This window comes from Micromonospora sp. NPDC049275 (assembly GCF_043197115.1).
In the GTDB taxonomy this organism is placed as follows: domain Bacteria; phylum Actinomycetota; class Actinomycetes; order Mycobacteriales; family Micromonosporaceae; genus Micromonospora.
In genome coordinates, this window is sequence record NZ_JBICSN010000001.1 from 584,890 (window position 1) to 608,980 (window position 24,091).

Annotated in this window: 22 protein-coding genes and 1 riboswitch; of the genes, 9 read left to right on the forward strand and 13 right to left on the reverse strand. The window is 72.3% G+C overall.

Going from position 1 to position 24,091, the window contains the following annotated elements:
* Positions 1–68: 68 nt before the first annotated feature.
* From paaE to paaA, 5 genes are all read right to left on the reverse strand, one after another.
* Positions 69–1,178 (reverse strand): 1,2-phenylacetyl-CoA epoxidase subunit PaaE, encoded by a 1,110-nt coding sequence (paaE, locus tag ACGFIE_RS02750; protein WP_393290327.1) that lies wholly within the window; start codon positions 1,176–1,178, stop codon positions 69–71.
* A complete protein-coding gene (gene paaD, locus ACGFIE_RS02755) occupies positions 1,175–1,651 on the reverse strand; it encodes a 1,2-phenylacetyl-CoA epoxidase subunit PaaD (RefSeq protein ID WP_393290329.1) in 477 nt (158 codons plus the stop codon). Before paaD ends, paaE begins: the two co-directional genes overlap by 4 nt.
* Positions 1,648–2,373 (reverse strand): 1,2-phenylacetyl-CoA epoxidase subunit PaaC, encoded by a 726-nt coding sequence (gene paaC, locus ACGFIE_RS02760; protein ID WP_393290332.1) that lies wholly within the window; start codon positions 2,371–2,373, stop codon positions 1,648–1,650. The genes paaD and paaC overlap by 4 nt, the downstream gene beginning before the upstream one ends.
* 76 nt (positions 2,374–2,449) lie before the next feature.
* A complete protein-coding gene (gene paaB, locus ACGFIE_RS02765) occupies positions 2,450–2,737 on the reverse strand; it encodes a 1,2-phenylacetyl-CoA epoxidase subunit PaaB (protein WP_234584771.1) in 288 nt (95 codons plus the stop codon).
* On the reverse strand, positions 2,734–3,825 hold the full coding sequence (gene paaA / locus ACGFIE_RS02770) for a 1,2-phenylacetyl-CoA epoxidase subunit PaaA (RefSeq protein WP_363681383.1): 1,092 nt from the start codon (positions 3,823–3,825) through the stop codon (positions 2,734–2,736). Before paaA ends, paaB begins: the two co-directional genes overlap by 4 nt.
* Positions 3,826–4,196: 371 nt before the next feature.
* Here paaA and ACGFIE_RS02775 point away from each other — a divergent pair, with 371 nt between their 5' ends.
* Positions 4,197–5,192, forward strand: a complete 996-nt coding sequence (locus tag ACGFIE_RS02775) for a serine hydrolase (RefSeq protein WP_393290335.1) — start codon at positions 4,197–4,199, stop codon at positions 5,190–5,192.
* On the forward strand, positions 5,192–6,154 hold the full coding sequence (locus tag ACGFIE_RS02780) for a hypothetical protein (RefSeq protein WP_363681379.1): 963 nt from the start codon (positions 5,192–5,194) through the stop codon (positions 6,152–6,154). The genes ACGFIE_RS02775 and ACGFIE_RS02780 overlap by 1 nt, the downstream gene beginning before the upstream one ends.
* Before the next feature lie 111 nt (positions 6,155–6,265).
* Here the strand turns inward: ACGFIE_RS02780 and ACGFIE_RS02785 are convergent, their stop codons facing one another.
* From ACGFIE_RS02785 to ACGFIE_RS02795, 3 genes are all read right to left on the reverse strand, one after another.
* A complete protein-coding gene (locus ACGFIE_RS02785; protein WP_393290337.1) occupies positions 6,266–7,117 on the reverse strand; it encodes a menaquinone biosynthetic enzyme MqnA/MqnD family protein in 852 nt (283 codons plus the stop codon).
* Positions 7,118–7,200: 83 nt separating this feature from the next.
* Positions 7,201–8,754, reverse strand: coding sequence for an MFS transporter (locus ACGFIE_RS02790; RefSeq protein ID WP_393290339.1), 1,554 nt, complete (start codon positions 8,752–8,754; stop codon positions 7,201–7,203).
* A gap of 43 nt (positions 8,755–8,797) precedes the next feature.
* A complete protein-coding gene (locus ACGFIE_RS02795; protein ID WP_393290340.1) occupies positions 8,798–9,376 on the reverse strand; it encodes an ArsR/SmtB family transcription factor in 579 nt (192 codons plus the stop codon).
* Positions 9,377–9,799: 423 nt separating this feature from the next.
* On the opposite strand from ACGFIE_RS02795, the gene ACGFIE_RS02800 reads away from it, so the two are divergent.
* Together ACGFIE_RS02800 and ACGFIE_RS02805 are read left to right on the forward strand one after the other, a co-directional pair.
* On the forward strand, positions 9,800–11,050 hold the full coding sequence (locus ACGFIE_RS02800; RefSeq protein WP_393290343.1) for a DUF222 domain-containing protein: 1,251 nt from the start codon (positions 9,800–9,802) through the stop codon (positions 11,048–11,050).
* Positions 11,051–11,896: 846 nt separating this feature from the next.
* Entirely contained in the window at positions 11,897–14,254 is a 2,358-nt protein-coding gene (locus ACGFIE_RS02805) for a HelD family protein (RefSeq protein WP_393291257.1), read from the forward strand.
* A gap of 187 nt (positions 14,255–14,441) precedes the next feature.
* Here the strand turns inward: ACGFIE_RS02805 and ACGFIE_RS02810 are convergent, their stop codons facing one another.
* Positions 14,442–15,074, reverse strand: coding sequence for a hypothetical protein (locus ACGFIE_RS02810; RefSeq protein WP_393290345.1), 633 nt, complete (start codon positions 15,072–15,074; stop codon positions 14,442–14,444).
* A gap of 214 nt (positions 15,075–15,288) precedes the next feature.
* On the opposite strand from ACGFIE_RS02810, the gene ACGFIE_RS02815 reads away from it, so the two are divergent.
* From ACGFIE_RS02815 to ACGFIE_RS02835, 5 genes are all read left to right on the forward strand, one after another.
* Entirely contained in the window at positions 15,289–15,927 is a 639-nt protein-coding gene (locus tag ACGFIE_RS02815; protein ID WP_393290347.1) for a transporter, read from the forward strand.
* Positions 15,924–16,250 (forward strand): winged helix-turn-helix domain-containing protein, encoded by a 327-nt coding sequence (locus tag ACGFIE_RS02820; RefSeq protein ID WP_393290349.1) that lies wholly within the window; start codon positions 15,924–15,926, stop codon positions 16,248–16,250. Before ACGFIE_RS02815 ends, ACGFIE_RS02820 begins: the two co-directional genes overlap by 4 nt.
* The gene (locus tag ACGFIE_RS02825) at positions 16,247–17,242 is read left to right on the forward strand and encodes an ABC transporter ATP-binding protein (protein WP_393290352.1); all 996 of its coding nucleotides are present in this window, start codon (positions 16,247–16,249) and stop codon (positions 17,240–17,242) included. Before ACGFIE_RS02820 ends, ACGFIE_RS02825 begins: the two co-directional genes overlap by 4 nt.
* Before the next feature lie 11 nt (positions 17,243–17,253).
* Positions 17,254–17,991: an ABC transporter permease gene (locus ACGFIE_RS02830; RefSeq protein WP_393290354.1), complete on the forward strand. Its 738-nt coding sequence runs from the start codon at positions 17,254–17,256 to the stop codon at positions 17,989–17,991.
* A 93-nt stretch (positions 17,992–18,084) separates the two neighbouring features.
* Positions 18,085–18,858: a VOC family protein gene (locus ACGFIE_RS02835; protein ID WP_363681357.1), complete on the forward strand. Its 774-nt coding sequence runs from the start codon at positions 18,085–18,087 to the stop codon at positions 18,856–18,858.
* On the opposite strand, the gene ACGFIE_RS02840 is transcribed toward ACGFIE_RS02835, so the two are convergent.
* The 4 genes from ACGFIE_RS02840 to ACGFIE_RS02855 all read right to left on the reverse strand — a co-directional run bounded on the left by ACGFIE_RS02840 (position 18,830) and on the right by ACGFIE_RS02855 (position 24,071).
* Complete coding sequence (locus tag ACGFIE_RS02840; protein WP_393291259.1) at positions 18,830–19,621, reverse strand: ABC transporter ATP-binding protein; 792 nt, start codon at positions 19,619–19,621, stop codon at positions 18,830–18,832. The genes ACGFIE_RS02835 and ACGFIE_RS02840 overlap by 29 nt on opposite strands.
* Before the next feature lie 59 nt (positions 19,622–19,680).
* Positions 19,681–20,745 (reverse strand): FecCD family ABC transporter permease, encoded by a 1,065-nt coding sequence (locus ACGFIE_RS02845; protein ID WP_393290356.1) that lies wholly within the window; start codon positions 20,743–20,745, stop codon positions 19,681–19,683.
* Positions 20,746–20,911: 166 nt separating this feature from the next.
* Positions 20,912–21,841, reverse strand: coding sequence for an ABC transporter substrate-binding protein (locus tag ACGFIE_RS02850; RefSeq protein WP_393290358.1), 930 nt, complete (start codon positions 21,839–21,841; stop codon positions 20,912–20,914).
* Positions 21,842–21,924: 83 nt separating this feature from the next.
* Positions 21,925–22,070: riboswitch (cobalamin riboswitch) on the reverse strand.
* 123 nt (positions 22,071–22,193) lie between these two features.
* Entirely contained in the window at positions 22,194–24,071 is a 1,878-nt protein-coding gene (locus tag ACGFIE_RS02855; RefSeq protein ID WP_393290360.1) for a M14 family metallopeptidase, read from the reverse strand.
* Positions 24,072–24,091: the final 20 nt, after the last annotated feature.

Genomic DNA, 24,091 nt, shown 5'->3' on the forward strand with positions numbered 1-24,091 from the left:
CGCCCAGATCTTGGACAGTTCCCGTCAGCTCGGAACGGAAAGTGTCCAAGATCTGCGCAAGGAGCCGCTCAGGCGTCGTAGTCGACCGTGAGCTTGTCGGTGGTCGGGCTGGACTGGCAGGTCAGCACATAGCCCGCCGCCACCTCGTCGGGCTCCAGGGCGTAGTTGCGGGCCATCGTGACGGCACCGTCGACGACCTTCGCCTTGCACGTCGAGCAGACACCGCCCTTGCAGGCGTACGGCAGCTCGCCCCGGACCTTCAACGCGGCGTCCAGCACCCGCTCCTCGCGGCCCATCGAGAAGCTCGACGACCGGCCGTCCAGCACGATTGTGACGTCCGTGCCGGTGCCCGGCTGATCGGCGGGGCGGGCCACCGGCTCCGGCGGCCCGTCGACGTGGAACAGCTCGGTGTGCACCGCCGACTCCGGCAGCCCACGCGCGGTCAACACGTCCCGGGCGTCGACCACCATGCCGTACGGGCCGCAGAGGAACCACTCCTCGATGACGTCGCCCGGCACGATGGTGCCCAGCAGTCGCTCCAGCCGGTCGGCGTCGATCCGACCGGAGAGCAGCGGCGACTCACCCTGCTCCCGGGACAGCACGTGCACCAGGTGCAGCCGGGTGGGGTAGCGGTCCTTCAGGTCGGCCAACTCCTCGGCGAACATCACGCGGTTGGCCGTGCGGTTGCCGTACACCAGGGTGAAGGTGCTGGCCGGCTCGACGGCCAGGGCGGTCCCGACGAGCGCGAGCACCGGGGTGATGCCGGAGCCGGCGACGACCGCGCCGTAGTGCCGCACCCGGTCCGCCGCGAACGCCGTGGTGAAGGTGCCCAGCGGCGTCATCACCTCGACGGTGTCGCCGCGGCGCAGCGCGCCGCAGGCGAACGCCGAGAACGCGCCGCCGGGGATCTCCCGCACCCCGATCCGCAGCCGGCCGCGCCGGGCCAGGTCGTCCGGGGTGGAGCAGATGGAGTACGACCGGCGTACGTCGTCGCCGTCGTCGGTCACCCGCCGGACGGTGAGGTGCTGACCGGCGCGGAACGCGAACGCCTCCCGCAACTCCTCTCCTACGGCGAAGGTGACCGCGACCGAGTCGTCGGTGAGCCGGTCGACGGCGTCTACCGGCAGCGGGTGGAAGGCCGGCCGGCGGCGGACCGGCCGGGAGATGGTGACAGTCACAGCGCCTTCAGGTGGTCGAAGGGTTCGGAGCAGGAACGGCAGCGCCACAGCGCCTTACAGGCGGTCGAGCCGAACCGGCTGACCTGCTCGGTGTCCGGCGAGCCGCAGAGCGGGCAACGGACCGCGAGGGTCAATGCCACCACGCCCGGTGCGGACGCCGGGGCCGGCGGGGCGATCCCGGCGGCGGCCAACTTGGCCCGCCCGGTGTCGGAGATCCAGTCGGTGCTCCACGGTGGGGTGTAGACCGTCCGCACCTCGGTGTCCGGATAGCCGGCTACGGCCAGCGCACGCCGGACGTCGGCCCGGATCACGTCCATGGCGGGGCAACCCGTGTACGTCGGCGTGATGGTCACGGTGACCCGCCCACTGGCCCCGTCCTCCTCGACGGCGCGCAGGATCCCCAGCTCGTCGATGGTGATCACCCGGATCTCCGGGTCCACCACGCTCGCCGCCGCCGTTCGCGCGTCGGTCACCACTTCGCCCCGGGGTGGGCGCGGTGCAGCACCTGCATCTCGGCAAGCAGGTAGGACAGGTGCTCGGTGTGCACGCCGGCCCGCCCGCCCGTCGGCGCCCAGCCGCGCTCCGGCCGGGTGAGCGTGGCCTCGGCCAGCACCGGGCCGACGGTCTCGTCGAAAGCCTGTCGCAGGCCCGCCGGGTCGACAGGCGCCGCCGGGTCCGCGGCGAAGAACTCGTGGGTGTACGGCCAGACGTGGTCCACGGCCTCCTGCATCCGGCGGTGCGACTCCTCGGTGCCGTCGCCGAGCCGCTTGACCCACAGCGCGCCGTGGTCCAGGTGGTACGCCGACTCCTTGCGCGCCTTCGCGCCGATGGCGGCCAGCCGCTCGTCGGCGCACGACGCGAGCGCGGTGTAGAGCGGCAACTGGTACGCCGCCAGGAAGAACAGCTTCGCCATGGTCACCGCGAAGTCGCCGTTGGGCAGCTCGACCAGCAGCACGTTGCGAAACTCGCGGTCGTCACGCAGGTACGCCAGCGCGTCCTCGTCCCGACCTGCCGCCTCCAGTTCACCCGCGTACGACAGCAGCAGGCGGGCCGCACCGAGCTGGTCGAGGGCGATGTTGGCGAGCGCGATGTCCTCTTCCATCTCCGGCGCGCGGGTCGTCCACTCGGCGAGCCGCTGCGCGGCGACCAGCGCGTCGTCACCGAGGGCCAGGGCGAAGCCGAACGGCCCGTTCACGCCACCATCTCGCTTCGCTCGGCGGCGGCGCGGAGCGCCCCGCTGCTGGGCTGGCTGGTTCGCTCGCTCCGCTCGCTCACAGGTGCGCCACCCCGTCCGGCACCTCGTAGAAGGTGGGGTGGCGGTAGACCTTGTCGGCGGCCGGGTCGAAGAAGGAGTCCTTCTCGTCCGGGCTGGACGCGGTGATCGCGCCCGCCGGCACCACCCAGATCGACACGCCCTCCTGCCGGCGGGTGTAGAGGTCGCGGGCGTTACGCAGGGCCAGCTCGGCGTCCGGGGCGTGCAGGCTGCCGACGTGCGTGTGCGACAGCCCCCGTCGCGCCCGCACGAAGACCTCCCACAGAGGCGAGTGCTCGTTGCTCACGCGGCCACCTTCTCCCTCTTGTCCGCCCGCTTGGCGGCGTACGCCGCGGCGGCCTCGCGTACCCACGCGCCGTCGGCGTGGGCGGCCCGGCGGTGGGCCATCCGCTCCCGGTTGCACGGCCCGTTGCCCTTGATCACCTGCATCAGCTCGTCGTAGTCCGGCTGGGTGTAGTCGTACGCCTGCCGCTCCTCGTTCCAGCGCAGGTCGTCATCGGGGATGCGCAGCCCGAGGACCTCCGCCTGCTGGACGCACATGTCGACGAAGCGTTGACGCAGGTCGTCGTTGGAGAAGCGCTTGATCTTCCAGGCCATCGACTGGGCGGAGTGGGTGGAGTCGCCGTCCGGCGGGCCGAACATGGCCAACGACGGGTACCACCAGCGGTCCACCGCGTCCTGCGCCATGGCCAGCTGCTCCGGGGTGCCGTGCGCAAGGGTGTGCAGGATCTCGTAACCCTGGCGCTGGTGGAACGACTCCTCCTTGCAGACGCGGATCATCGCCCGCGCGTACGGGCCGTAGGAGCAGCGGCACAGCGGCACCTGGTTGACGATCGCCGCGCCGTCCACCAGCCATCCGATCGCGCCCACGTCGGCCCAGCTCAGAGTGGGGTAGTTGAAGATCGAGCTGTACTTCTGCCTGCCGTCGAGCAGCAGCTGGACCAGTTCGTCGCGGCTGATGCCGAGGGTCTCGGCGGCGGCGTAGAGGTAGAGGCCGTGGCCCGCCTCGTCCTGGACCTTGGCGAGCAGGATCGCCTTGCGCTTGAGCGAGGGCGCCCGGCTGATCCAGTTGCCCTCCGGCTGCATGCCGATGATCTCGGAGTGGGCGTGCTGGGCGATCTGCCGGATCAACGTCCGGCGGTACGCCTCGGGCATCCAGTCGCGCGGCTCGATCTTCTGCTCGGCGTCCACCACCTCGGTGAAGTACGCCGCCAGGTCTTCGTCAGGTGCGGGGCCGCCGCGGCGCTGGCGGGCGGCGGCGGCACGCAGCTCCGCCTCGGCCGCCTCGACCTCGCCGAGCAGGCCGGCGCCGGGCGCGTCGTCCGGCGCGTGGTCCGGCGCGTCGCCAGGGGCGGAGAAGTCGTTGCCATACATGAGGACAAGTGTTACAGCTTGCGCCCCGATGCACTAGGGGGTGTAACAGGAAACCCGAGTCACGTTCCGTCACTCCTGGGCATTTCCCGACCACGCAGCGCAACTCAATCGCCTATGACTTGGGTCACCGGCAAAAGATGAAACCCCCTAGAAGCCGCATACCGACCGGATTTTGTCCCCATATCGCACGTTGGGTGGTGTCGAACCCTGGCACCCGGCCCGCTCGGACGTAGACTTCTGCCGGTCACACGATCGGCTGCCCACCCGCCGTCTCCACAGAGGCCATCTCCCCCCGGCCTCGGCGCACGCACCGGTCGCCCCGGACAACGAAGCCGGCCCCCCGGCCCTGACATCTGGAGCTCACCCAACTCATGCGACCTCGCGTGACCATGGTGCTCGCCGTCGTGGCGGTCCTCCTCGGTGGCGTCCTGCTGGTCCCCACCGCGTACGCCAAGCTCGCCGCCGACGACAGCGGCGGTGGCGGTGGCGGCGGTGCCGCCAGCAGCAGCGTCGCCGCGCCCGCACCCACCCCGCCGCCACCACCCACGCTGGCCGCCGGGCGGGTGTCGGTGGCCTTTAAGGGTCAGTTCTTCTCGTGGGCCCTGATGGACCGCCAGACCGGCAAGATCTCCGGGTCGGCGAACATGGCCGCGACCAGCTCCACCGAGTCGATGATCAAGGCGTGGATCGTCTCCGACTACCTGCGTCAGCTCAAGGACAGGGAGCCGCCCGCCCCGCTGAAGGAGGCGGCCCGAGTGGCCATCATCAACAGCGACGACACGGCGGCGAACAGGGTCTACGCCGCCGCGGGTGGGTCTTACCGGGCGTCCAAGAGCAGCATCCCCGACCCGGTGATCCAGCGGGCGATCAAGATCTGCGGCCTCACTGACACCAAGCGCGGCAACACCGAGCCCTACACCGGCTACTGGAGCTTCACCCGGATGTCCCCCCGGGACGCCGTCCGGCTCGGCGACTGCATCGCCGACGGCAAGGCCGCCGGGCCGAAGTGGACCAAGTGGGTACTGGACCAGATGAGCAAGGTTCGCGGCACCACCGCCAAGAAGGACCAGAAGCCCTCCTACGGCGGTGGGCACTGGGGGATCATCGACGGCCTGCCGAAGTCGATCACCGCGCAGGGACCGGTCAGCATCAAGAACGGCTGGACGCCGATCGCCGGCGACGGAAACTGGCACGTCAACTGCCTCGCCGTCACCGGCAAGTGGAGCCTCGCGGTGATGCTCCGCTACCCGATCAAGAGCGGTCTGGACTACGGCGCGCAGGTCTGTGCCAGCGTGGCCACCCAACTGGTCACCCCGCAGCCGGGCGCCGCGCTCAAGGTGCCGCAGCAGCCGGTCGGGAAGCTCTGATGGCCGGCAACCGGCGGGCCGCCCGGCGCGGTGCGGGCGAGACCTCACCGCTGCGCCTGATCGCTGTCGCGGTCATCCTCATCGGGCTGGTGCTGGTGTCGCTGCGCCTCCTGCCCGGGTCACCGTTCGAGTCGTCCGCGGCCGCCCAGTGGGGTGACTCCGAGGCGACGACAAGCGACCGGCAGACCGGCGCGGCCACCGACCGCAGCGCCCGGCAGCCGTCCCCGCCGTCGCCGAGCCCCAGCCCCTCGCTGGCGCCGCTGCCCTTCCAGGCCAAGGACCTCAAACTCGACATCCAGGGTTGGTACTCCTGGAGCGTGCTCGACCGGCGGACCGGAAAGATCATCGGTTCGAAGAACATGGGCGAGACCAGCACCACCGCCTCGATGATCAAGTCCTGGATCGTCGCCGACTACCTGCGCCGCTCCGCCGACGCCGGGCGGACACCGAGCGACGCGAAGCTCGCCGACGCCACCCGGATCATCCGGGACAGCGACAACACCCGGGCCGAACAGTTCTACAACGAGGTCGGCCGGGACGCCTCGATCAAGCGACTGATCTCCATGTGCAAGTTGACCGACAGCAGCGTCGCCCCCGACGGCGGGTGGAGCCGCACGGCGCTCTCCCCCCGCGACACCGCGCGGCTGGGCAACTGCATCGCCACCGGCACCGCCGCCGGCCCGAAGTGGACCAAGTGGCTGCTCAACGAGATGAAGCTGGTTCGCGGCGCCGGTGACTTCGGCATCCGCAAGGCGTTCCCGGCTGCTGAGCAGAAGAAGATCGCCATCAAGAACGGGTGGATCGACCGGACCAGGGAGCAGGAGATGCACATCAACTGCCTGGCCATCGGCGACACCTGGACGATGGGCGTGATGGTCAAGTACCCGATCGGCATGGGCTACGACTACGGCATGAAGAACTGCGAAAAGATCACCGAGGCCCTGCTGCGCCCCGGCGCCTGACCGCCCTCGCCCGCCAGGGCAGGGCGGGTCAGCTCGGCCCGGCGGGCGCTCGGCTCGGCTCGGCCCGGCGGGCGGCCCGGCTCGGCCCGGCGGGCGGCCCGGGTCGGCGGGTCAGCCGGCGAAGAACTCCGGGCCACCGTCCGGCAGCGCCGGGACCTCGCCGAGCGCGGCGACCCGCCGGGCGAACTCGCGCAGCCCGGCGACCTGCCGCTCGCCGAGCGAGAAGTCCAGGGTCCGGAAGTACGTGGCCAGCGTGGAGGCATCGAACGCCTCCCAGCGCGCGGCCGCCTCGGCGACCTGGTCCAGCTCCGAGAGGCAGAGGTCGCGCGAGCGCAGGAACGCCTCGTGCACCTCCTTGACCAGGCCAGGGTGTGCGGCGGCGAAGTCGCGGCGGACCGCCCAGACGGCGAAGACCATCGGCAGGCCGCTCCATTCCCGCCACGCCTGACCGAGGTCGGTCACGGTGAGCCCCCGCAGCGGCGCCTCGTGGTACGCCCGGAGCGCCACGTCCCCGATCAACACCCCCGCGTCGGCTTCCAGCAGCATCTGGGTCAGATCCGGAGGACAGCGGAAGTAGTCGGGCCGCACGTCGTACCGCTCGGCGAGCAGCAACTGCGCGAGCATCACCCCGGTCCGCGAGGTCGAGCCGAGCGCCACCCGCGCGCCGTCCAGCTCGGCGAGGGGCCGGGTGGAGACCATGTTGACCGACAGCACCGGCCCGTCGCTGCCCACCGCCAGATCCGGCAGGAGAAGCAGCTCGTCGGTGTGCTTCAGGTACTCCATCAGCGTGATCGGGCCGATGTCGAGGTCGCCGGCGACCAGCGCCGCACTCAACCGATCCGGCGAGTCCTTGTGCAGGTCCACGTCGAGCAGGGTGCCCGAGCGCATCAGACCCCAGTAGATGGGCAGACAGTTCAGGAACTGGATGTGCCCGACCCGCGGGCGTGCGATGCGCTCAGCCATGACCCGACCGTATCCCCGGCCTCGGGCCCCGGCTCGGCGGGCCGGCCGGGAGTGGCCAACCCCGCATCCGCCGCACCCGGTCGCTAGACCTCGGGTCCCGTCGCTCCCTCGCGCTCGGGGCCGGCCGTCTTCAGGAGTACCGGTCCGGCCGCCGGCGCGCGGTCGCCCTGGCCCACGTCGGTGGCCGCCGGCGCGCGGTCGCCCCGGCCCGCGTCGGTGGCCGACAGCACGCGGTCACACCGACCCGTATCGGTGGCCGACCGCACGCCTGCAGTCGCCCGGACGACGACCGGCACGAAGACCAGCACCACCAGGAGCCCGGCGGCCCCGGCGGCCGCGATCAGCGGCCGGGGCGCGACACCGGTGAGCAGTGCGCCGCCGATGAGGTAGCCGCCCATCGAGCCGCCCTGCACGGCCGCGCCGTAACTGGCGTACGCGCGGGCGCGCATCGCCTCCGGCACCCGGCGCGCGGTGAGAAGGTTGGCGAAGACGTTGTCCGCGCCGTTGGCCGCGCCGCCGACCAGCCAGAGCGGCACCAGCAGGCTCGCTGCCGGCACCAGCGCGGCCAGCAGCACCATCAGGCTGCACCCGGCGAGTGTGATCAGCACCCCACGGACCAGCGCGCCGTCGTCGTCGAGCCGGCGCGCCAGCCGCGCCGCCAGCCAGCCGCCGGGCAACATCCCAGCCATCCAGGCGGCACCGACGAGGCCATAGGTGGTTGCGGACCCGTTCAGCGTCTCCCGGATGAAGAAGACCTCGATCACGTTGATGCCGCCGATCGCCGCGATCACCACGGCGGTGCTGACCACCATGACAAGCATCAGCGGATCCCGGCGAAGCCGCCAGCTCTGGCCCGTACCACCCGGGCTGTCCCCGCTGCCCGAACCCCCCGCGCGGCCCTGGCCTCCCGCCGGGACCTGCTCCGCCTGGCCCGCCTGATCCGCCTGGCCGGCCTCATCTGCCTGCCCCGCCCGTTCTACACCGCCCGCCTGGCCCGCACCGCCCGCCTCATCCCTACCGCCCGCATGGTCGGCACGGCCGGTCTGGTCGGCGACGGGCCGTCGGCCGCCGCGCCGGGTCCGCAGCAGCAGGCCCGCGACCACGAGCGCCAGGTAGGTCGCGGCGTCGACCAGCAGCGGTACGCGGGTGCCGAACTGCCCCACCAGCAGCCCGGCCAGCACCGGGCCACCGAGCGCGCCGAGGGAGACAGCGGTCTGGCTGATCGCGCTGGCGCGGGGCAGGTCGGCCGGGCGGACCATCTCCGGGAGCAACGCCGCCAGGCAGGGCTGGGTGACCGCGAGGCCGCAGGCGAGCAGCGCGACGAGGACCACGACCAGGACCGGTTCGTCGGCGACGGCGAGCAGCAGGCAGATCACGGTCTGCGCCAACCCGATGGTCACCAGCAGGGTACGACTGTCCACCCGATCGGCGAGCCGTCCAGCCAGCGGGGCCAGCACCACCAGGGGCAGAGTGGCCGCGAGCAGCAGCCCTGAGACGGCCAATCCTCCGGCACCGGCGCCCTGCAGAGCCAGCGCGAGCGCGGTGGCGGCGAGGAAGTCGCCACAGATCGTGGTGCCACGAGCCGCGCTGGCGAGCCACACGTCCGGCCAGCGCGATGTCTCAGTTGTGAAGGACATACTTCGAAAATAATCCTTCACAACTGATCGACACAACCCCCGGCTACGCCAGCGGCACCGCCCGGTACTGCACCGCCACGGCGCGAGCGCCCGCCGGCGGGTCGGCTCGGCGTCGAGCTTGGTACGGCCTGAGCAGCGCCGTGACGGCCTCGTTGAGCCTCACGAGTTCCTCGGCCGTGAGCACCAGCATCGCCTCGTTGAACATCACCGCGTCGTACCACTCGGCGGGTTCATCCCCGGCGCGACGCGACCAGTCCCGGGTCCGTTCCATGGCCAGCACGGCATGCGCCTCCACCACGGCCTGCTCCGCGGCCCGCGCATCGCGCCCGGCCTGATGACCCGCGTCGACCATCAGGCTTGAGCTCGTCGTGCGCCACACCCGCTCCCGAGCGTCCCCCCGGCTAGGCGCCTGCTCCACCAGGCCGAACTTCGCCAGCGCCCGCAGGTGGTAACTGGTCGCGCTAGGCGACAGTCCGACGATCTCCGCGCACTCGGTGGCGGTGCCGCCACCCTCGCGGCTGTTCAGATATTCCATGATCGCGATCCGGGCCGGATGAGCCAACGCCCGCATGACCTGCGGGTCACTGACCATCCGACGCGGCTCGGGACGGGCCTCGGTCATAACCCCATGATCCCGGCCAGCCACTCGACCCGCCATCGGCCCTCGAGTTGGCCGGCCGCAGCATCACGCGGCGCCCTCGACCCACTGGGGGGCCTGCGCGACGGAGGAAGGGCGCCCGCTGCCGCCGCGCACAACCTCGCCGCACTGCCGGATGACGGAGCCGCGCGGTCGACCTCCTCGGTTGCGTACTGCCACTGCTCGCCATCCCGCCGGCTTGTCCGATCGCTGGGCCGCTCAGTCAGGCCCCCCAGGTGCGCCTGCAGCCGTCGCCACCTTGTCGGCTTGTCGGCTTGTCGGATCGCAGGCCCGCTTGGTCGGGCTCCTCGGGTGCACACTGCAGCTGCTCGCCGGCTTGTCGGATCGCGGGCCGCGCGGTCGTGTTCTTCGATCGAAAGTGTCGTACACCTGTTCTATTGTCGTCTCATGTTGAGGGCGTTGGCGCAGGCGGCGGGTGCCGTCGACGACTGCGCCGACGCCGCGTTGTGGGCCCTCCCCGACGGTGATCTGCTCGCGTCGCTCGACGCGGCGCACATGGCGGCGCAGCGTCTGGCGGCCGTCCAGCTCGCTCTGGTGCGCGAGCTGGACGCGCGTGGTCTCGCCGTCGCCCAGGGAGCGTCGTCCACCGCCGCCTGGTTGCGGGAGCGGCTGCGGCTCTCCGGCCGGTCGGCCCGGCAGATGGTCCAGCTCGCCGCCACCATCGACGCCGCCCCACCACCGGTGCGCGACGCCGTGCTCGACGGCAGCCTCACCGTGGAGCAGGGCCGGGTGGTGGCGGAGGCGGTCGCGGCCCTGCCGGTCGAGGCCGGGCCCGAGGTGGCAGAGAAGGCCACCGAGCTGCTGATCTCCTGGGCCGACCGCTTCGACCCGACCATCCTGAGTCGTCTCGGGGAGCGCGTCCTCACGCACGTCGCCCCCGAGGTGGCCGACCAGGCAGAGCTGGCCGCCCTCGACCGGGCCACCGAGCGGGCCGAGACTCGCCGGCACGTCACCCTCTCCGAGCCCAGGGACGGGCAGGTACGCCTCAGCGGAAACCTCGACACCGAGACCGCGAGCCTGCTGCGCGAGGCCATCGATCCACTCTGCGCCCCGGCCGGCGAGCACGACGAGCGCAGTCCCGGCCAACGCAGGGCGGACGCGCTCGGCGAGGTCTGCCGGCTGGCACTGCGCACCGGTCACCTACCCGACAACGGCGGAGACCGGCCGCAACTCGTGGTCACGATGTCGCTCGACGCGCTGGTCAACGGCGTGGGCGTAGGCACCCTGGAGACCGGTGCGCCTCTCACACCCGGTGCGGTCCGGCGCCTGGCCTGCGACTCCGCCGTGCTGCCGGCCGTGTTGGGCGGCAACAGCCAGATCCTTGACGTCGGGCGTCAGCGCCGACTCTTCACCGGTCCCCTGCGGCGCGCGTTGGTGCTGCGCGACGGTGGGTGCGCCTTCCCCGGATGCGACCAGCCATCGCGTTGGTGCGACGGCCACCACGTCCGCCACTGGGCCGACGGCGGTGCCACGACGCTGGGCAACGCGGTCCTGCTCTGCGGCCACCATCACCGCCTCCTCCACCGGGGCGACTGGACAGTCCGCATTGCGGCGGACGGCCAGCCCGAATTCCTCCCGCCGGACTGGATCGACCCGCTCCGCGCTCCACGTCGCAACCTCTACCACAGGCGGTGCTGAGTTCCGCGAGGTTCACCCATCGCGAACCGGCCGAGCCCAACGACCGGATCGCCACGCCAGCCCCGACGCACCGGCCGGCCCACCTGGCCCTCCCACAACGTCCCTGCACGGCCGACCCTGCCCGCCCTGCCTGCGCTGCCCTGCCTGCCTGCGCTGCCCTGCCTGCCTGCGCTGCCTGCGCTGCCCTGCCTGCCTGCGCTGCCTGCGCTGCCCTGCCTGCCTGCGCTGCCCTGGCTGCTCGGCCGGCGCCGCCTGCCCCACCGGCGCTGCCTGCCCTGCCTGGCTGCCTTGGCTGCTCGGCCGGCCCTGGCTGCCCGGCCGGCCCTGGCTGCCCGGCCGGCCCTGGCTGCCCGGCCGGCCCTGGCTGCCCGACCCGGCCTGCCCCACCGGCCCGACCCTGCCCCACCGGCCCGACCCTGCCCGACGCCGCCTGCCCTGCCTGCCCTGCCTGCTCGGCCGGTCCTGCTGCACGACCCGGCCTTGTCCTGCGCTGATCTGCCCCACCCAGCGCCGGCTGCGGGCCCGCACACGATGCAGAACGGCCCGCTCGGCGGTACGTCGTCAAACGCCACGCCAGCACTCACGGGTGATCTGGTCGGTAATTCGGTGGAAAGGGCCGCCGTGAGGGCGTAGCGTTGCAGCCCGCTTGACGGCCGAGGTGAGCTGCACCGGAACGGACGTCGCCGCGCCGGGTGGGCGGCCATCCGCCACCGGATACGCGAGCGCGCAGCAGATGTGAACGATGGGACCGTCAGCATGCCCGCACCTGACCTGGACGCTCATCTCGACACGGATCTGGTCGCCGAACGCGCCCACCTGGCCACCTCGCGCGCGGCGCTCCGCCGGATGCGGGAGCGGGCCGAAGCCCTCTTCTCAACCGGTGATCAGGTTGCTGGCGACCCCTACGCGGCGGAAATGCTCGGCCGTACGCTGGCCCGCCGCGTGGTCGAACTGGCGGACGACCCCACCACGCCACTGTTCTTCGGCCGCCTCGACTTCGCGGGAACCTCCCACGACGAGGAAGCGGCCAGCGCGCCCACGACCAGCGCGCCCACGACCAGCAACGCCGCGGCCACCACCAGCAGCAACGCCGGCACGGCCAACACCAGCAGCAGCGGCGGCAGCGAAGGCGCCAGCAGCGGCAGCGGCAGCACCGAAGCCGGCGGCAGCGGCAGCACCGAAGGCGGCAGCAGCAGCGGCACAGGCACCCAAGGCGCCAGCGGCAGCGGCACGGGCACCCAAGGCGCCAGCAGCAGCGGCGGCAGCGAAGGCGCCAGCAGCGGCAGCGGCAGCGGCAGCGGCAGCGGCAGCGGCAGCGGCAGCGGCAGCGGCAGCGGCAGCGGCAGCGGCAGCGGCGAGCATGACGGTCGGCGGTATCACGTGGGGCGGCGGCATGTCACCGACGAGCATGGCGAGCCGCTGGTGCTGGACTGGCGGGCGCCGGTTTCCCGGTCGTTCTACCGGGCCAGTGCGCGCGATCCGCAGGGCCTGGCGGTCCGCCGACGTTTCGGGTTCAGCAACGGGGTCTTGACCAGCTTCGAGGATGAGCGGCTGGACCGGGGCGAGGAGTTGGGCACGACCAGCCGGATTCTCACCGCCGAGATCGAGCGACCGCGCGTCGGGCCGATGCGGGACATCGTCGCCACGATCCAGCCGGAGCAGGATGAGCTGGTACGGGCCGATCTGGCCGACTCGATCTGCGTGCAGGGGGCGCCGGGCACCGGAAAGACGGCGGTCGGCCTGCACCGGGCCGCGTACCTGCTCTATCTGCACCGGGAGCGGCTGCGGCGGGCGGGTGTGCTGATCGTGGGCCCGAACCGGGCTTTTCTGTCGTACATCGCTGCGGTGCTGCCGGCGCTCGGCGAGGTCGAGGTCGAGCAGGCCACCGTCGAGGAGTTGATCTCGCGGGTGCCGGTGCGGGCGGTGGAGGCGCCCGCCGTCGCCGCGCTCAAGCACGACGTACGGATGGCGAGCGTGCTGCGGCGCGCGGTGCAGACACAGATCGGTACGCCTACCGAATCGATCACCGTGTCGGACGGTTCGTTCCGGTGGCGGATCGGGCTGGAGCCGCTGCACCGGATCGTCGAGGAGACCCGCCGGGAAGGGCTGCCGTACGGCACCGGCCGGGAGCGGGTCCGGGCACGCGTGGTGAGTCTGCTGCAACGGCAGGCCGAGGCACGGCGAGCGGAGTCGCCCGGCGACGCGTGGCTGCGCCGGATGAGCCGGTGCCGGCCCGTGCTGGACCTCCTCGACGCGGTCTGGCCGGCGCTCACCCCGGAAGGGCTTGTGCACAGCCTGCTGTCCGACCCGGCCCGACTCGCCGCCGCTGCGGACGGGTTGCTCAGTGACGCCGAGCAGGCGTTGCTGGTCTGGGCGAAACCGCCCCGTACGCCGAAGGCCGCCCGCTGGACCGCCGCCGACGCGGTGCTTGTCGACGAGGCCGCAGGCCTGCTGGAACGCCCCTCCGGCTTCGGGCACGTGGTGGTGGACGAGGCGCAGGATCTTTCTCCCATGCAGTGTCGGGCCATCGCCCGCCGCAGTGAGCACGGTTCGGTCACGCTGCTCGGTGACCTCGCGCAGGGCACCGCGCCGTGGGCGGCGACCGACTGGCGGGAATCCCTGACCCATCTGGGCAAGCCGGACGCCGTGGTGGTTCCGCTGACGATCGGCTTCCGGGTACCCGCGGCGGTGGTCGCGTTCGCCAACCTGCTGCTGCCGGCGCTCGCGGTGGACGTACCGCCGGCCGAGTCGCTGCGTCACGACGGCGGCCTGGATGTGCGTACCGTGGCGGATCTGACCGTCGCGACGGTGGCCGAGGTGCGCGCGGCGCTGGCGCACGACGGTTCGGTCGGCGTGATCGCCACGGACGACGCCGTCGACGGGCTGCGCGCGGCGCTGGCCGCCGCGGGCGTCGCCACCGCGACCGCCGACGACGTCGCCGCCGCGGAGCGGGTCACAGTGGTGCCGGCGACGCTGGTGAAGGGCCTGGAGTACGACCATGTGGTGGTGGTCGAGCCGGCCGCTATCGTCGCGGCCGAGCCGCGCGGGCTGCACCGGCTGTACGTGGTGCTCACCCGCGCGGTGTCCCGCCTCTCCGTGCTGCACCGCGAACCGCTGCCCGCGCCACTGCTGCCCGCTCCACTGCTGCCCGCGCCGCCGCAGACGCCGTCGCAGGCCGCGCCACTGGAGTCGGCGCCGCTGTAGACCACACTGCCAGCGCTGCCACAAGCTGCGCTGGTCGCAGGCTGCGCTGGTCGCAGGCTGCGCTGGCACAGGCTGCGCTGGTCGCAGGCTGCGCTGGCACAGGCTGCGCTGGCACAGGCTGCGCTGGTCGCAGGCTGCGCTGGCACAGGCTGCGGCCTGTTCGCCGGTGCTCGGGGTGTCCGGCGGGTCAGCGGGCGGTGAGTGCGGCGGCGATCTCGCGCAGCGGCGTGCCGGGCTCGGCGATCGGCACCGTGAACGCCAGCCACGAGCCGTCGCTGAACTCGATCCGGAGCCGCTTCGGGTTGAGGCGGTACCAACCCACGCGGGCGTCGGCCACCGCGGGCCGGGGCACCGACCAGACGATCCGGGTTTCGGCCGCTGCCCGCTCGTCGTCGGCCCTGCTCGACCAGAGTTTCACCGGCCCGGACGCGCAGACGAGCAGCCGCCGGTCGGTGACCGCGAGGATGGTGTCCTCCAGTGCGGTCACCGGAGGCACCGGCCGCCGGGCGTGCCGCAGCGTGGAGGCGGCCGAGCCGGGGGCGCCCCGGCCGGCGACCCCGAAGATCACGCGGTCGACTATCCGGTCGCCCCTGGGGAAGGAGAGCAGCGGCACGAGCAGGTTGAGCAGCACCCCGCAGACGATCCCGGCAGCGCGGGACGAGGCCGGGCGGTCGGCAGCCGGCGGGTCGGCCGGCCGGTCGACAGCCGGCGGGTCGGCCGGAGGGATGCCCTGGGCGATCTCCGCCTTCGCGACGGCGAGCACCTGTTCGTCCGGCTCGACGAGGGTGGTCAGCCACGCCGGGTAACTGATGTTTGCCATCGGCTCAGTTGCCGGCCGTGCGCTCGCCGGAGGGTGCGGCGCTCGACGGCTGGGCCTCCAGCGCACTGCTCGGGCTCGACACCGGCCCTCCTCTGTGTCCTGTGCGACGGGTCAGCCGCTGACGGTTCTCACCGTAGGCATTGCGCGCCGCTGTCGGGTAACCGCCACCCGAGCGGGGCACATGACTTCTACTTTGCGCCGTAAAGTTGTTTGCGTGGAACAGGACGATGATCGACCCCCCGCCGACGCCGCGACGGCGCTCCGGCTGATCCGTGACCAGCAGGCCGCCACCGCTTCCCGGTTGGAGCCCGATGCCCGGCTGCTCTACTGGCCGTGGGGGATGGCCTGGCTGGTCGGCTTCGGGCTGTTCTTCCTGCGCTTCTCCCCGGACGGTCGGGTGCTGGTGCGACTGCCCGACTGGCTGCCCCTGACCGTCCTCTTCGTCCTGCTGGCGGCCGCTTCGGTGGTCCAGGCGATCGCCGGCGCGCGGGCGTACGGCCAGGTGACCGGAGACTCGGCCCGGCGCGGCCGCTGGTACGGGTTCGCCTGGGCCCTGGGCTCGGTGAGCGTGTACGTGGGGGTCGGCCGGGTGTCGGATCACCTGCCGCACGATCTGGCGGCCCTGCTCTGGTCGGCCACCGCCGTCGGGTTGACAGGCGCGCTGCAGATGGCCGGCGGCGCGATCTGGCTGGACCGGAACCTGTTCCGGCTGGGCGTCTGGATCAGCGTGATCAACGTGGTGGGTGCGATCGCCGGGCCGGGCTGGCACGCGCTTGTCGTCGCGGTGGCCGGCAGCGGCGGGATCCTGGTCGCCGGAACGATGTCCCGACTGCGACAGCGACACCGGCCATGACCGACCTCGATCCGGTCATCCACGCCCAGGCGCGACTGCGGGTGGTCGCCGCGCTCTCCGCGCTCGCCGACGGGGACCGGATCACCTTCCCGCGCCTCCAGGAACTGCTCGCGATGACCGCCGGCAACCTCTCCGTCCACCTTCGCAAGCTCGAGGACGCGGGGTACGTCGAGATCAGCAAGACCCACCGCGGACGCACCCCGACCACTCTGATCCGCCTCAGCCGGCGGGGTCGGCTGGCGTTCGAGGAGTACACCGAAGCCATCCGCGCACTGCTCGATCCCGCCCAGCTCGGCCCCACCCCGTCGAAGGAGCAGTCATGATCCTCGCCCGCGCCGACCAGGCCAGCCGCCGGTACGGCGATGTCCTCGCGCTCGACCGCGTCGACCTGGAGGTCCGGGCCGGCGAACTGGTCGGCCTGCTCGGCCCCAACGGCGCCGGCAAGAGCACCCTGATGAACCTGCTGGTCGGCCTGCGTCGGCCCAGCTCGGGCCGGGTCGAACTGTTCGGTGGCGATCCCCGCGATCCGGCGTCCCGCCGGCAGATCGGCGTCACCCCCCAGGAGACCAGCCTGCCGGGCACGCTACGCGTGGGCGAGGTCGTCGACTTCGTCTCCGCGCACTACACCGACCCGGTGCCCCGGGGCGAACTGCTCGACCGCTTCGGCCTCGGCGACCTCGCCCGGCGGCAGACCGGCGGGCTGTCCGGCGGCCAGCGTCGCCGGCTGGCCGTGGCGCTGGCCTTCGCCGGCCGACCCCGGCTCGTGCTGCTCGACGAGCCGACCACCGGCCTGGACGTCGCCGCCCGGCACACCCTGTGGGACGCGATCCGCGCGTTTCACGACGACGGCGGCACGGTCCTCCTGAGCAGTCACTACCTGGAGGAGGTGGAGGCGCTGGCCCACCGCGTGGTGGTGATCGGGCAGGGCCGGGTGCTCGCCGACGACACAGTCGAGGCCATCCGCGGCATCGTCGGCGTACGACGGGTCAGCCTGGTCGCCGACGAGCTGCCCGATCTGCCCGGTGTCGTCCGCGCCGAACGCGTCGACGGGCGACTGCACCTGCTCACCACCGACGCCGACGAGCTGATCCGCGCGCTTGTCAACTCCCGAGCGGCCTTCACCGACCTGGAGGTGCGGCCCACCTCGCTGGAGGAGGCGTTCCTCGCCATCACCAGCGGCGACCGGCCGAGCACCGGAGAGCGGGTCGGCAGCGTGGCCCCGGCCAGCGCACCCAGCCAGACCGGTGCCGGAGACCCGACCGCCGCCGACGACCAGCCCACCGCCGCTGCCGGCGGTCGACCCACCACCCTCTGAGGAGGCGTACCGTGCAGCTCGCCCTGGTCCACGCCCGCTACCAGCTACTGGAGATCATCCGGATCCCGGTGGCAGTCGTCGGCAGCGCCTTCTTCCCCGCCGCCGCCATGATCTTCTTCGTGGTGCCGTTCATCGGCGACGACGCGGTCGGCGCCACCTTCGCCACCGCTTCGATGATCACCTTCTCGGTGATGAGCGCCAACATCTTCCAGTACGGCGCCGGTGTCGCCGAGGATCGCGACCAGCCGTGGAGCCCGTACACGCGGACTCTGCCGGCCGGGCCCACGCCTCGCTTCGCGGGCCGGGTGCTGGCCGGCCTCGCGCTGACGTACCTCTCGCTGATCCCGGTCGTGGTGATCGGCGCGACGCTGACCCCGGCCCGGGTCACTCCGCTGGCGTTCCTGCTGACCGCCGCCACGGTGGCCGTCATCTCGGTGCCGTTCACGCTGATGGGGCTGGCCATCGGCTACTCGCTGCCCAGCAAGGCGGCGATCGTGGTGGCGCAGATCGTCTTCCTGCCGCTCGCATTCGGTGGCGGGCTGCTCTCCGCCCCGGGAGACGCGCCCGGGTTCATCGAGACCATCGCACCGTTCCTGCCCACCCGGGGCGCGGCCGAGCTGATGTGGTCGGCGGTCGGCGACTACCGGGTCGAGCCGCTGGCGCTGATCATGCTCGGCGTCTGGGTCGTGCTTCTCGCCTCGCTCGCGGCCTGGGCGTACCGACGGGACGAGGGTCGCCGGTTCAGCTGACGATTCGTCCGTTTCCGCCCCGTACGACGGCGGGACGGTGCCAGGATTCCGGCAGGGGGGCCGCCCGTGGCCGCCGGCCGAGAGGGGTCTGACGTGAGCACCGTCCCGCCGGGTACGCCGTGCTGGGCCGACCTGGCCACCCCGGACCTGACCGCCGCGCGGCGCTTCTACCCCGAGCTGTTCGGCTGGACCGGACGGGTGACACCGGAACCCGAGGCGGGCGGTTACACGGTCTTCCTGCTCGACGGCCGACCGGTGGCCGGTGTCGGCCCGCCGGCGATACCCGACCAGGTGCCGATCTGGTCGACGTACGTCGCCACCGACGACGCGGAACTCGTCGCCGGCCGGGTCGAGCGGGCCGGCGGGCAGGTGGTGGTGCCGCCGTTCGAGGTCTTCGACAGGGGCCGGATGGCGGTGTTCGCCGACCCGGCGGGCGCCACGTTCAGCGTCTGGCAGCCACTGGCGATGCCCGGCGCCGAGGCGTTCAACGTGCCCGGAGCCATGAGCTGGAACGAACTGGTCACCCCCGACCCGGAAGGGGCGAAGGTCTTCTACGAGCTGGTGTTCGGGTGGCAGCCGGACGAACAGCCGGTCGGCGGCATGACGTACACCGGGTGGCGGCTCGGCGCGCGGGTCGTCGCCGGGATGATGCCGCCGCTCGCCGACGACTTCCCCGCCGATCTCCCGGCGTACTGGACGGTGTACTTCGCGGTCACCGACGCCGACGCCGCCGCCGCTCGCGCCGCCGAACTGGGCGGGACCATCCTGGTGCCACCCCGCGACATCCCGACCGGCCGATTCGCCGCCCTCCGCGACCCCCAGGGCGCCCTCTTCTCGGTCATCGACCTGGGTGACGACCGGAGCTAGGCCGGACGGGGACCACCAGGGGGCCGTTGGTGCCCGGGATCACCCGGACGCTGGCCCGGTAGTGGGTGGCGAGGAGATGTTCGGTGAGCACCTCGTGCGGGGTTCCCGTCGCCACCACCCGACCGTCGGCCAGCAGCACCATCCGGTCCGCGTACTCGCCGGCCAGGGAGAGGTCGTGCATGGTGGCGAGCACCGTCAGGCCGTGCGCGCGGCGCAACTGGTCGACCACCTCCAGGACCTCCTGCTGGTGGCCGATGTCCAACGCGCTTGTCGGCTCGTCGAGCAGCAGCAGCGTCGCGCCCTGGGCGAGCGCGCGGGCGAGGAAGACCCGCTGTCGTTCTCCCCCGGAGAGGGTCGCCAGCTCGCGGCGGTGGAAGCCGGTCAGGTCCAGGCGGTCCAGCACCTCGTGCACGGCGGCGATGTCCGCTGTCGACTCCCGACCCAGCGTCGGGATGTAGGGGGTGCGGCCGAGCAGCACGTAGTCCAGCACCGACATGCCGGGCGGCACCACCGGGGACTGCGTCACAGTCGCCACCACCCGGGCGCGGTCGCGGCGGCGCAGCGCGGCGCTCGGCGTACCGAACAGGGTGATGGCCTGCGGCGCGGGCAGCAGGCCGCCGACGGCGCGCAACAGTGTGGATTTGCCGGCGCCGTTCGGGCCGATCACGGTGACCCACTCGCCGGCCACGACTGTGAGGTCGACGCCGGCGAGGACCGGCGTGCCGTCCAGGCTGACGTGCAACCCCCACACCTCGACGGCCAACGGGCCAGCGCCCGCGGGACGCGCGGCGTTGCCGGCCGGGCTGGTGGCGGACTCGGGGTTCACAGGAGTGCCCGTCGGGCGGTACGCAGCACGAGGACGAAGAACGGGCCGCCGAGCAGGGCGGTGACCACGCCGATGGGCACCTCGGTCGGGGCGGCGGCGGTTCGGGCCACCACGTCGGTCAGGGCCAGGAACGCGGCCCCGAACAGCAGGGAGAGCGGCAGGATCACCCGGTAGCTCGACCCGGCGAGCAGCCGGACGGTGTGCGGCACGATGATGCCGACGAAGCCGATCAGCCCCGTCGCGGAGACCGCCGCGGCGGTGCCCAGCGACGCGGCGGCGATCAGCAGGTAGCGGGAGCGCTGCGGGTGCAGGCCGAGACTCTTCGCCTCGTCGTCGCCGACCGTGAGGACGTCCAGTTCGCGGCGGTGCAGCAGCACCACCACCGTGGTCAGGGCGGCGTACGGCAGCACCAGCAGCACGTCGTGCCAGCCGGCGGTGGCCAGCCGGCCGAGCAGCCAGGAGTAGACCGGCTGGATGCTGTCGGAGTGCCGCTGGAGCAGGTACGTCTGCCCGGCGGAGAGGAACGCGGAGACCGCGACCCCGGCCAGGATCAGCATCGCCGGGGACCTGCTCCGCCCGCCTGCCGCGCCGAGCAGGTAGGTCATCGTCACGGCGAGCAGCGAGCCGGCGAACGCGGCAAGCGGAATGGTCAACGGCAGCCCGGAGATCGCGCCCTGTCGACCGACGCCGCCGAGGGCGATCACCGCGGTGACCGCGAGGCCCGCGCCGGCGGCCACGCCGAGCAGGTACGGGTCGGCCAGCGGATTGCGGAACACGCCCTGGTAGCAGCCGCCGGCCAGGGCGAGCAGACCGCCGACGAGCAGGCCCAGCACGACCCGGGGCAGCCGCAGTTCGGTGACGATGGCGATCTCGCGCTCGGTCAGCCCGCTGTCGAGGTGCACCCCGGGGATCAGGTTGAGCAGCTCGGCGGCGACGCTTCCCGGCGGCAGGCTGACCGGCCCGAGCGACACCCCGGCGAGGAGCGCGACGAGCACCGCGAGGACGCCGGCGACCAACCAGCGCTTGCGCACTCCGGCGGGCCGCGACCGGGCGGGGGGCAACCCCGCGTCCCGACTGCCGGAGGGCAGCCCGCCGGGCCGGTCAGGAGACGGCAATCCAGCGACGGACGGCGGCCCGCCGGGCCGGGACGAGGATGGCGTCCCGGCCGGCGGGTTGGCGGGTGGCGGGGCGGCCATCGGCGGTGTCCCGGTCACCGACGGACGTCGGTCACGCGGGCACCTTGGCGACCGCGTCGATGATCACCCGGAGCAGGTCCACGACACGGGGGCCCCAGCGGGAGGCGATGTCGTCGTCAAGCGTGACCACCTGGTTGTTCTTCACGGCGGTGAGGCCGGACCAGCCGCTGCGGGCCTTGACCGAGTCGGCGTTCTGCTGACAGCACTTGGAGTCGGCCAGGAAGACGAAGTCCGGGTCGGCCTTGACGATGACCTCCTGGGACAGCTGCGGGTAGCCGCCGTTCTTGCCGTCGGCGTCGGCCGGGTCGGCGATGTTGGTCAGGCCGACCAGGCTGTAGATCGAGCCGATGAACGTCTTGCTTGTCGCGCTGTACAGCTCCGGGCCCAGCTCGTGGTAGTAGGTGAGCTTCTCGGTGCGCTGCGGAAGGTCCTTGACCAGCTTGGCGATGTCGTCCTTCATCCGGCTGGCGACGTCGGCGGCCTGGTCGGCGTGCCCGGTCAGCTTGCCCAGGTCGGTGATCTGCGCGTACGAGTCGTCAAGCGTGGTGGCCGCCGGGGTCAGGTACACCGGGATCTTCAGCTTGCCGAGCTGGTCGACGATCTTGTTGGTGTCGTTGGAGAGCACCACCAGGTCGGGGTTCTTGCCGGCGATCGCCTCGGCGTTGGGCTGGAAGCCCGACAGGTCGGTCTTGGGCGCGTCGGCCGGATAGTTGGACTGGTCGTCCACCGCGCTCACCTGCGGGCCCGCGCCGATAGCGAAGAGCATCTCGGTGGCGCTGGGCGAGAGCGACACGATCTTCTCGGGACGCTTGTCGAGGGTGAGCGCGCCGACCGTGACCGGGTAGCTGGCGGCCGCGGTGCCCGTGGCCGGCTTGTCGTCGGTCTTCTCGGCGCAGGCGCCGAGGGCGAGCGCGGCGACCGCGAGGGTCGCGGCGAGGAGCCGAGGGGTACGTCTGGACATGGGGCCTCCTGTCGGTCGAGGAGTGTGGTGCTTCGCCGACAGGACTTCCGTACGCCCGCCCACGAGGCGCCCTTCCTCGAGAGCGCGTTTCGCGACCCGTCCGCAGGCGACCTGGCTCGTCCCCACCGTCGGGCGGGGCATCACAGTTGCGGGACAGCACCGGTTTCGCACCGGCTTCGCTGCGGAGTGGTCGATAAGACGGTAGCGCACCGCCGGGACGTGCCGAATCGATCAAGTGCTGATCAGAACCCGTCGATCGATGCGGTGGACGTAGGGGCGGCATATGTCCCGGATCCGGAGTCTCGGGAGCGGGTGGTGGGGCCCCGCAGGGGCGGAACGGGGCCCCACCCGATCAGGAGGCCGTGATGGTGACGTTGTCCACAGCCGCCTCCACCAGGCTGGCGCCGGAGGCGTCCGCCGCCTCGACGAGGATCCGCACCGACTGGCCGGCGTACGGGGTGAGGTTGAGGTTCGCCACCGCCCAGCTCCCGTTGCGGTTGGCGGCCGCGCCGGCCTGGGTGAGCAGGGCTGTGGTGCCGCCGTTGTGCACCACGCTCACCCGCAGGTAGTCGGCCGACGAGGCGTTCGAGCCGTGCGCCAGGTACCAGGCCAGCGAGAGGGTCAGCGTGCCGGACGACGGCAGGGCCACCGCCGGGGACCGGGCGCTTGTCACGCCCCCGTCGACGTCGTGGTCACCCGCCGCCGAGCCGGCGAGCCGACCGGTGACCAGGTCGTTGGATCCGGCGTACGGGGTGAGCTGCTTCGCGCCGGAGGACGTGGTGGCCTGGGCGGCGCCCCGTTCCCATGCCCCGAGGGTGGCGGTGTCGGTGCCGGCCGGGTTGGTGGTCCAGCCGGTGGCGGTCTCGAAGGTGTCCGACCAGACCGTGGTGCCGCCGCCACCGCCGCAGTACTGCGACTGCTTGCCGATGGCCCGGTACGGGCAGTCGGCGTACTCGCTGAGCAGCAGCACCGCCTCCCGGTTGCGGGTGGTCTGCGCGGTGATCACCTCGTCGGGTGGGTAGAAGCCGCCGCCGCCGGACGAGCCGGGGTACATCTCGAAGGTGTACGCCCAGATGTTGTGGGTCGCCCACATCCAGTCGAGGCTGTCCCCGTCGGTGATGTAGAGGTCGCTGGACTGCTCCGGGGTGTAGTTGTTGGTGGCCGCCATCTGCTGACCGATGGTGGCGAAGGTGTTGTACTGGTCGGCGCTCATTCCGGTGGCGGTGTTCGCGGTGGTGTAGCCGTACGGCCAGAGCACCAGCTGCGAGTACGTGTGGAAGTCGATGTTCGCCTTGATCTGCTGGACGCCTCCGACCACCCGGCCGTTGACGAAGTTGCGCAGCGCCTGGGTCTCCGGCGCGGAGAACGCGGACGGGCCACGGTAGGTCTCCGACGAGGTCGACCCGGAGGAGCCGCCGCAGCAGCCCCAGTTGTAGCCCCAGTTGCGGTTGAGGTCGGTGCCGACGTTTGACGAGCCGCTGTTGGGCTGGCGGTTCTTGCGCCAGGACCGGTACGAGCCGGTGGCGATGTCGTACTCACTGCCGTCCGGGTTGACGGTCGGCACGATCCAGATCTCCCGGCCGTTGACGAGGTTGGTGATCCGGGAGTCGCTGCCGTAGCTGTCGGTGAAGAGGTTGAGCAGGTAGATCGCCATCTCGACGGTCAGGTGCTCGCGGGCGTGCTGCTGGGCGTTGAACAGGATCTCCGGCTCGCTCTCGTCGGTGCCGACGTTGTCGGAGATCTTCACGGCCATCAGGTCGCGGCCCTCGTACGACGTACCGATGCTGGTCTTGCGGGCGATGGCCGGATGGTCGGCGACGACCTGGTTCACGACGGCGGTCAGTTCCGCGTAGTCGTGGTAGTTGGAGTCGGCGGGCGGGAACGCGAGGGTGCCCACCTCGCCGGCGCCGCGTTCGGCGTTCGGCGGCGGGGCGAGCGGTTCCAACCGGAAGCCGAGCTTGCCGATGGCGGCGGCCTCGGCGGCGGTGGCCGAGATGTGCAGCACGCCGTGTTCGGAGTAGTCGATTGCGGCCCCGGTGCGGGCCACCGCGTTGCGTTCGGCGAGGGTCCGGGGCCCGAGCACCCGGTAGCCGGCGGCGGCCGGCTCGGCGGTCCGGTCGGGTGCCGGTTGGGCGGCGACAGGTCCGGCGGCGACGGTGACGATTCCCAGCCCGGTGACGACGGCGAGCACCAGGACGCGACGGAGAGGGTGGGGTCTGTCCAGGGTCATGGACTACCTCCTCGGAGGGC

What these genes read in the sequence shown, in the direction of transcription:
- ACGFIE_RS02795 (WP_393290340.1), bottom strand. Translation starts at nt 9,376, where the DNA reads ATGACCGAGGCCCGTCCCGAGCCGCGTCGGATGGTCAGTGACCCGCAG.
- ACGFIE_RS02820 (WP_393290349.1), top strand. Translation starts at nt 15,924, where the DNA reads ATGACCGACCTCGATCCGGTCATCCACGCCCAGGCGCGACTGCGGGTG.
- ACGFIE_RS02855 (WP_393290360.1), bottom strand. Translation starts at nt 24,071, where the DNA reads ATGACCCTGGACAGACCCCACCCTCTCCGTCGCGTCCTGGTGCTCGCC.
- ACGFIE_RS02775 (WP_393290335.1), top strand. Translation starts at nt 4,197, where the DNA reads ATGCGACCTCGCGTGACCATGGTGCTCGCCGTCGTGGCGGTCCTCCTC.
- paaA (WP_363681383.1), bottom strand. Translation starts at nt 3,825, where the DNA reads ATGTATGGCAACGACTTCTCCGCCCCTGGCGACGCGCCGGACCACGCG.
- ACGFIE_RS02800 (WP_393290343.1), top strand. Translation starts at nt 9,800, where the DNA reads ATGTTGAGGGCGTTGGCGCAGGCGGCGGGTGCCGTCGACGACTGCGCC.
- ACGFIE_RS02850 (WP_393290358.1), bottom strand. Translation starts at nt 21,841, where the DNA reads ATGTCCAGACGTACCCCTCGGCTCCTCGCCGCGACCCTCGCGGTCGCC.
- ACGFIE_RS02785 (WP_393290337.1), bottom strand. Translation starts at nt 7,117, where the DNA reads ATGGCTGAGCGCATCGCACGCCCGCGGGTCGGGCACATCCAGTTCCTG.
- ACGFIE_RS02810 (WP_393290345.1), bottom strand. Translation starts at nt 15,074, where the DNA reads ATGGCAAACATCAGTTACCCGGCGTGGCTGACCACCCTCGTCGAGCCG.
- ACGFIE_RS02780 (WP_363681379.1), top strand. Translation starts at nt 5,192, where the DNA reads ATGGCCGGCAACCGGCGGGCCGCCCGGCGCGGTGCGGGCGAGACCTCA.
- ACGFIE_RS02825 (WP_393290352.1), top strand. Translation starts at nt 16,247, where the DNA reads ATGATCCTCGCCCGCGCCGACCAGGCCAGCCGCCGGTACGGCGATGTC.
- ACGFIE_RS02805 (WP_393291257.1), top strand. Translation starts at nt 11,897, where the DNA reads ATGCGGGAGCGGGCCGAAGCCCTCTTCTCAACCGGTGATCAGGTTGCT.
- ACGFIE_RS02790 (WP_393290339.1), bottom strand. Translation starts at nt 8,754, where the DNA reads ATGTCCTTCACAACTGAGACATCGCGCTGGCCGGACGTGTGGCTCGCC.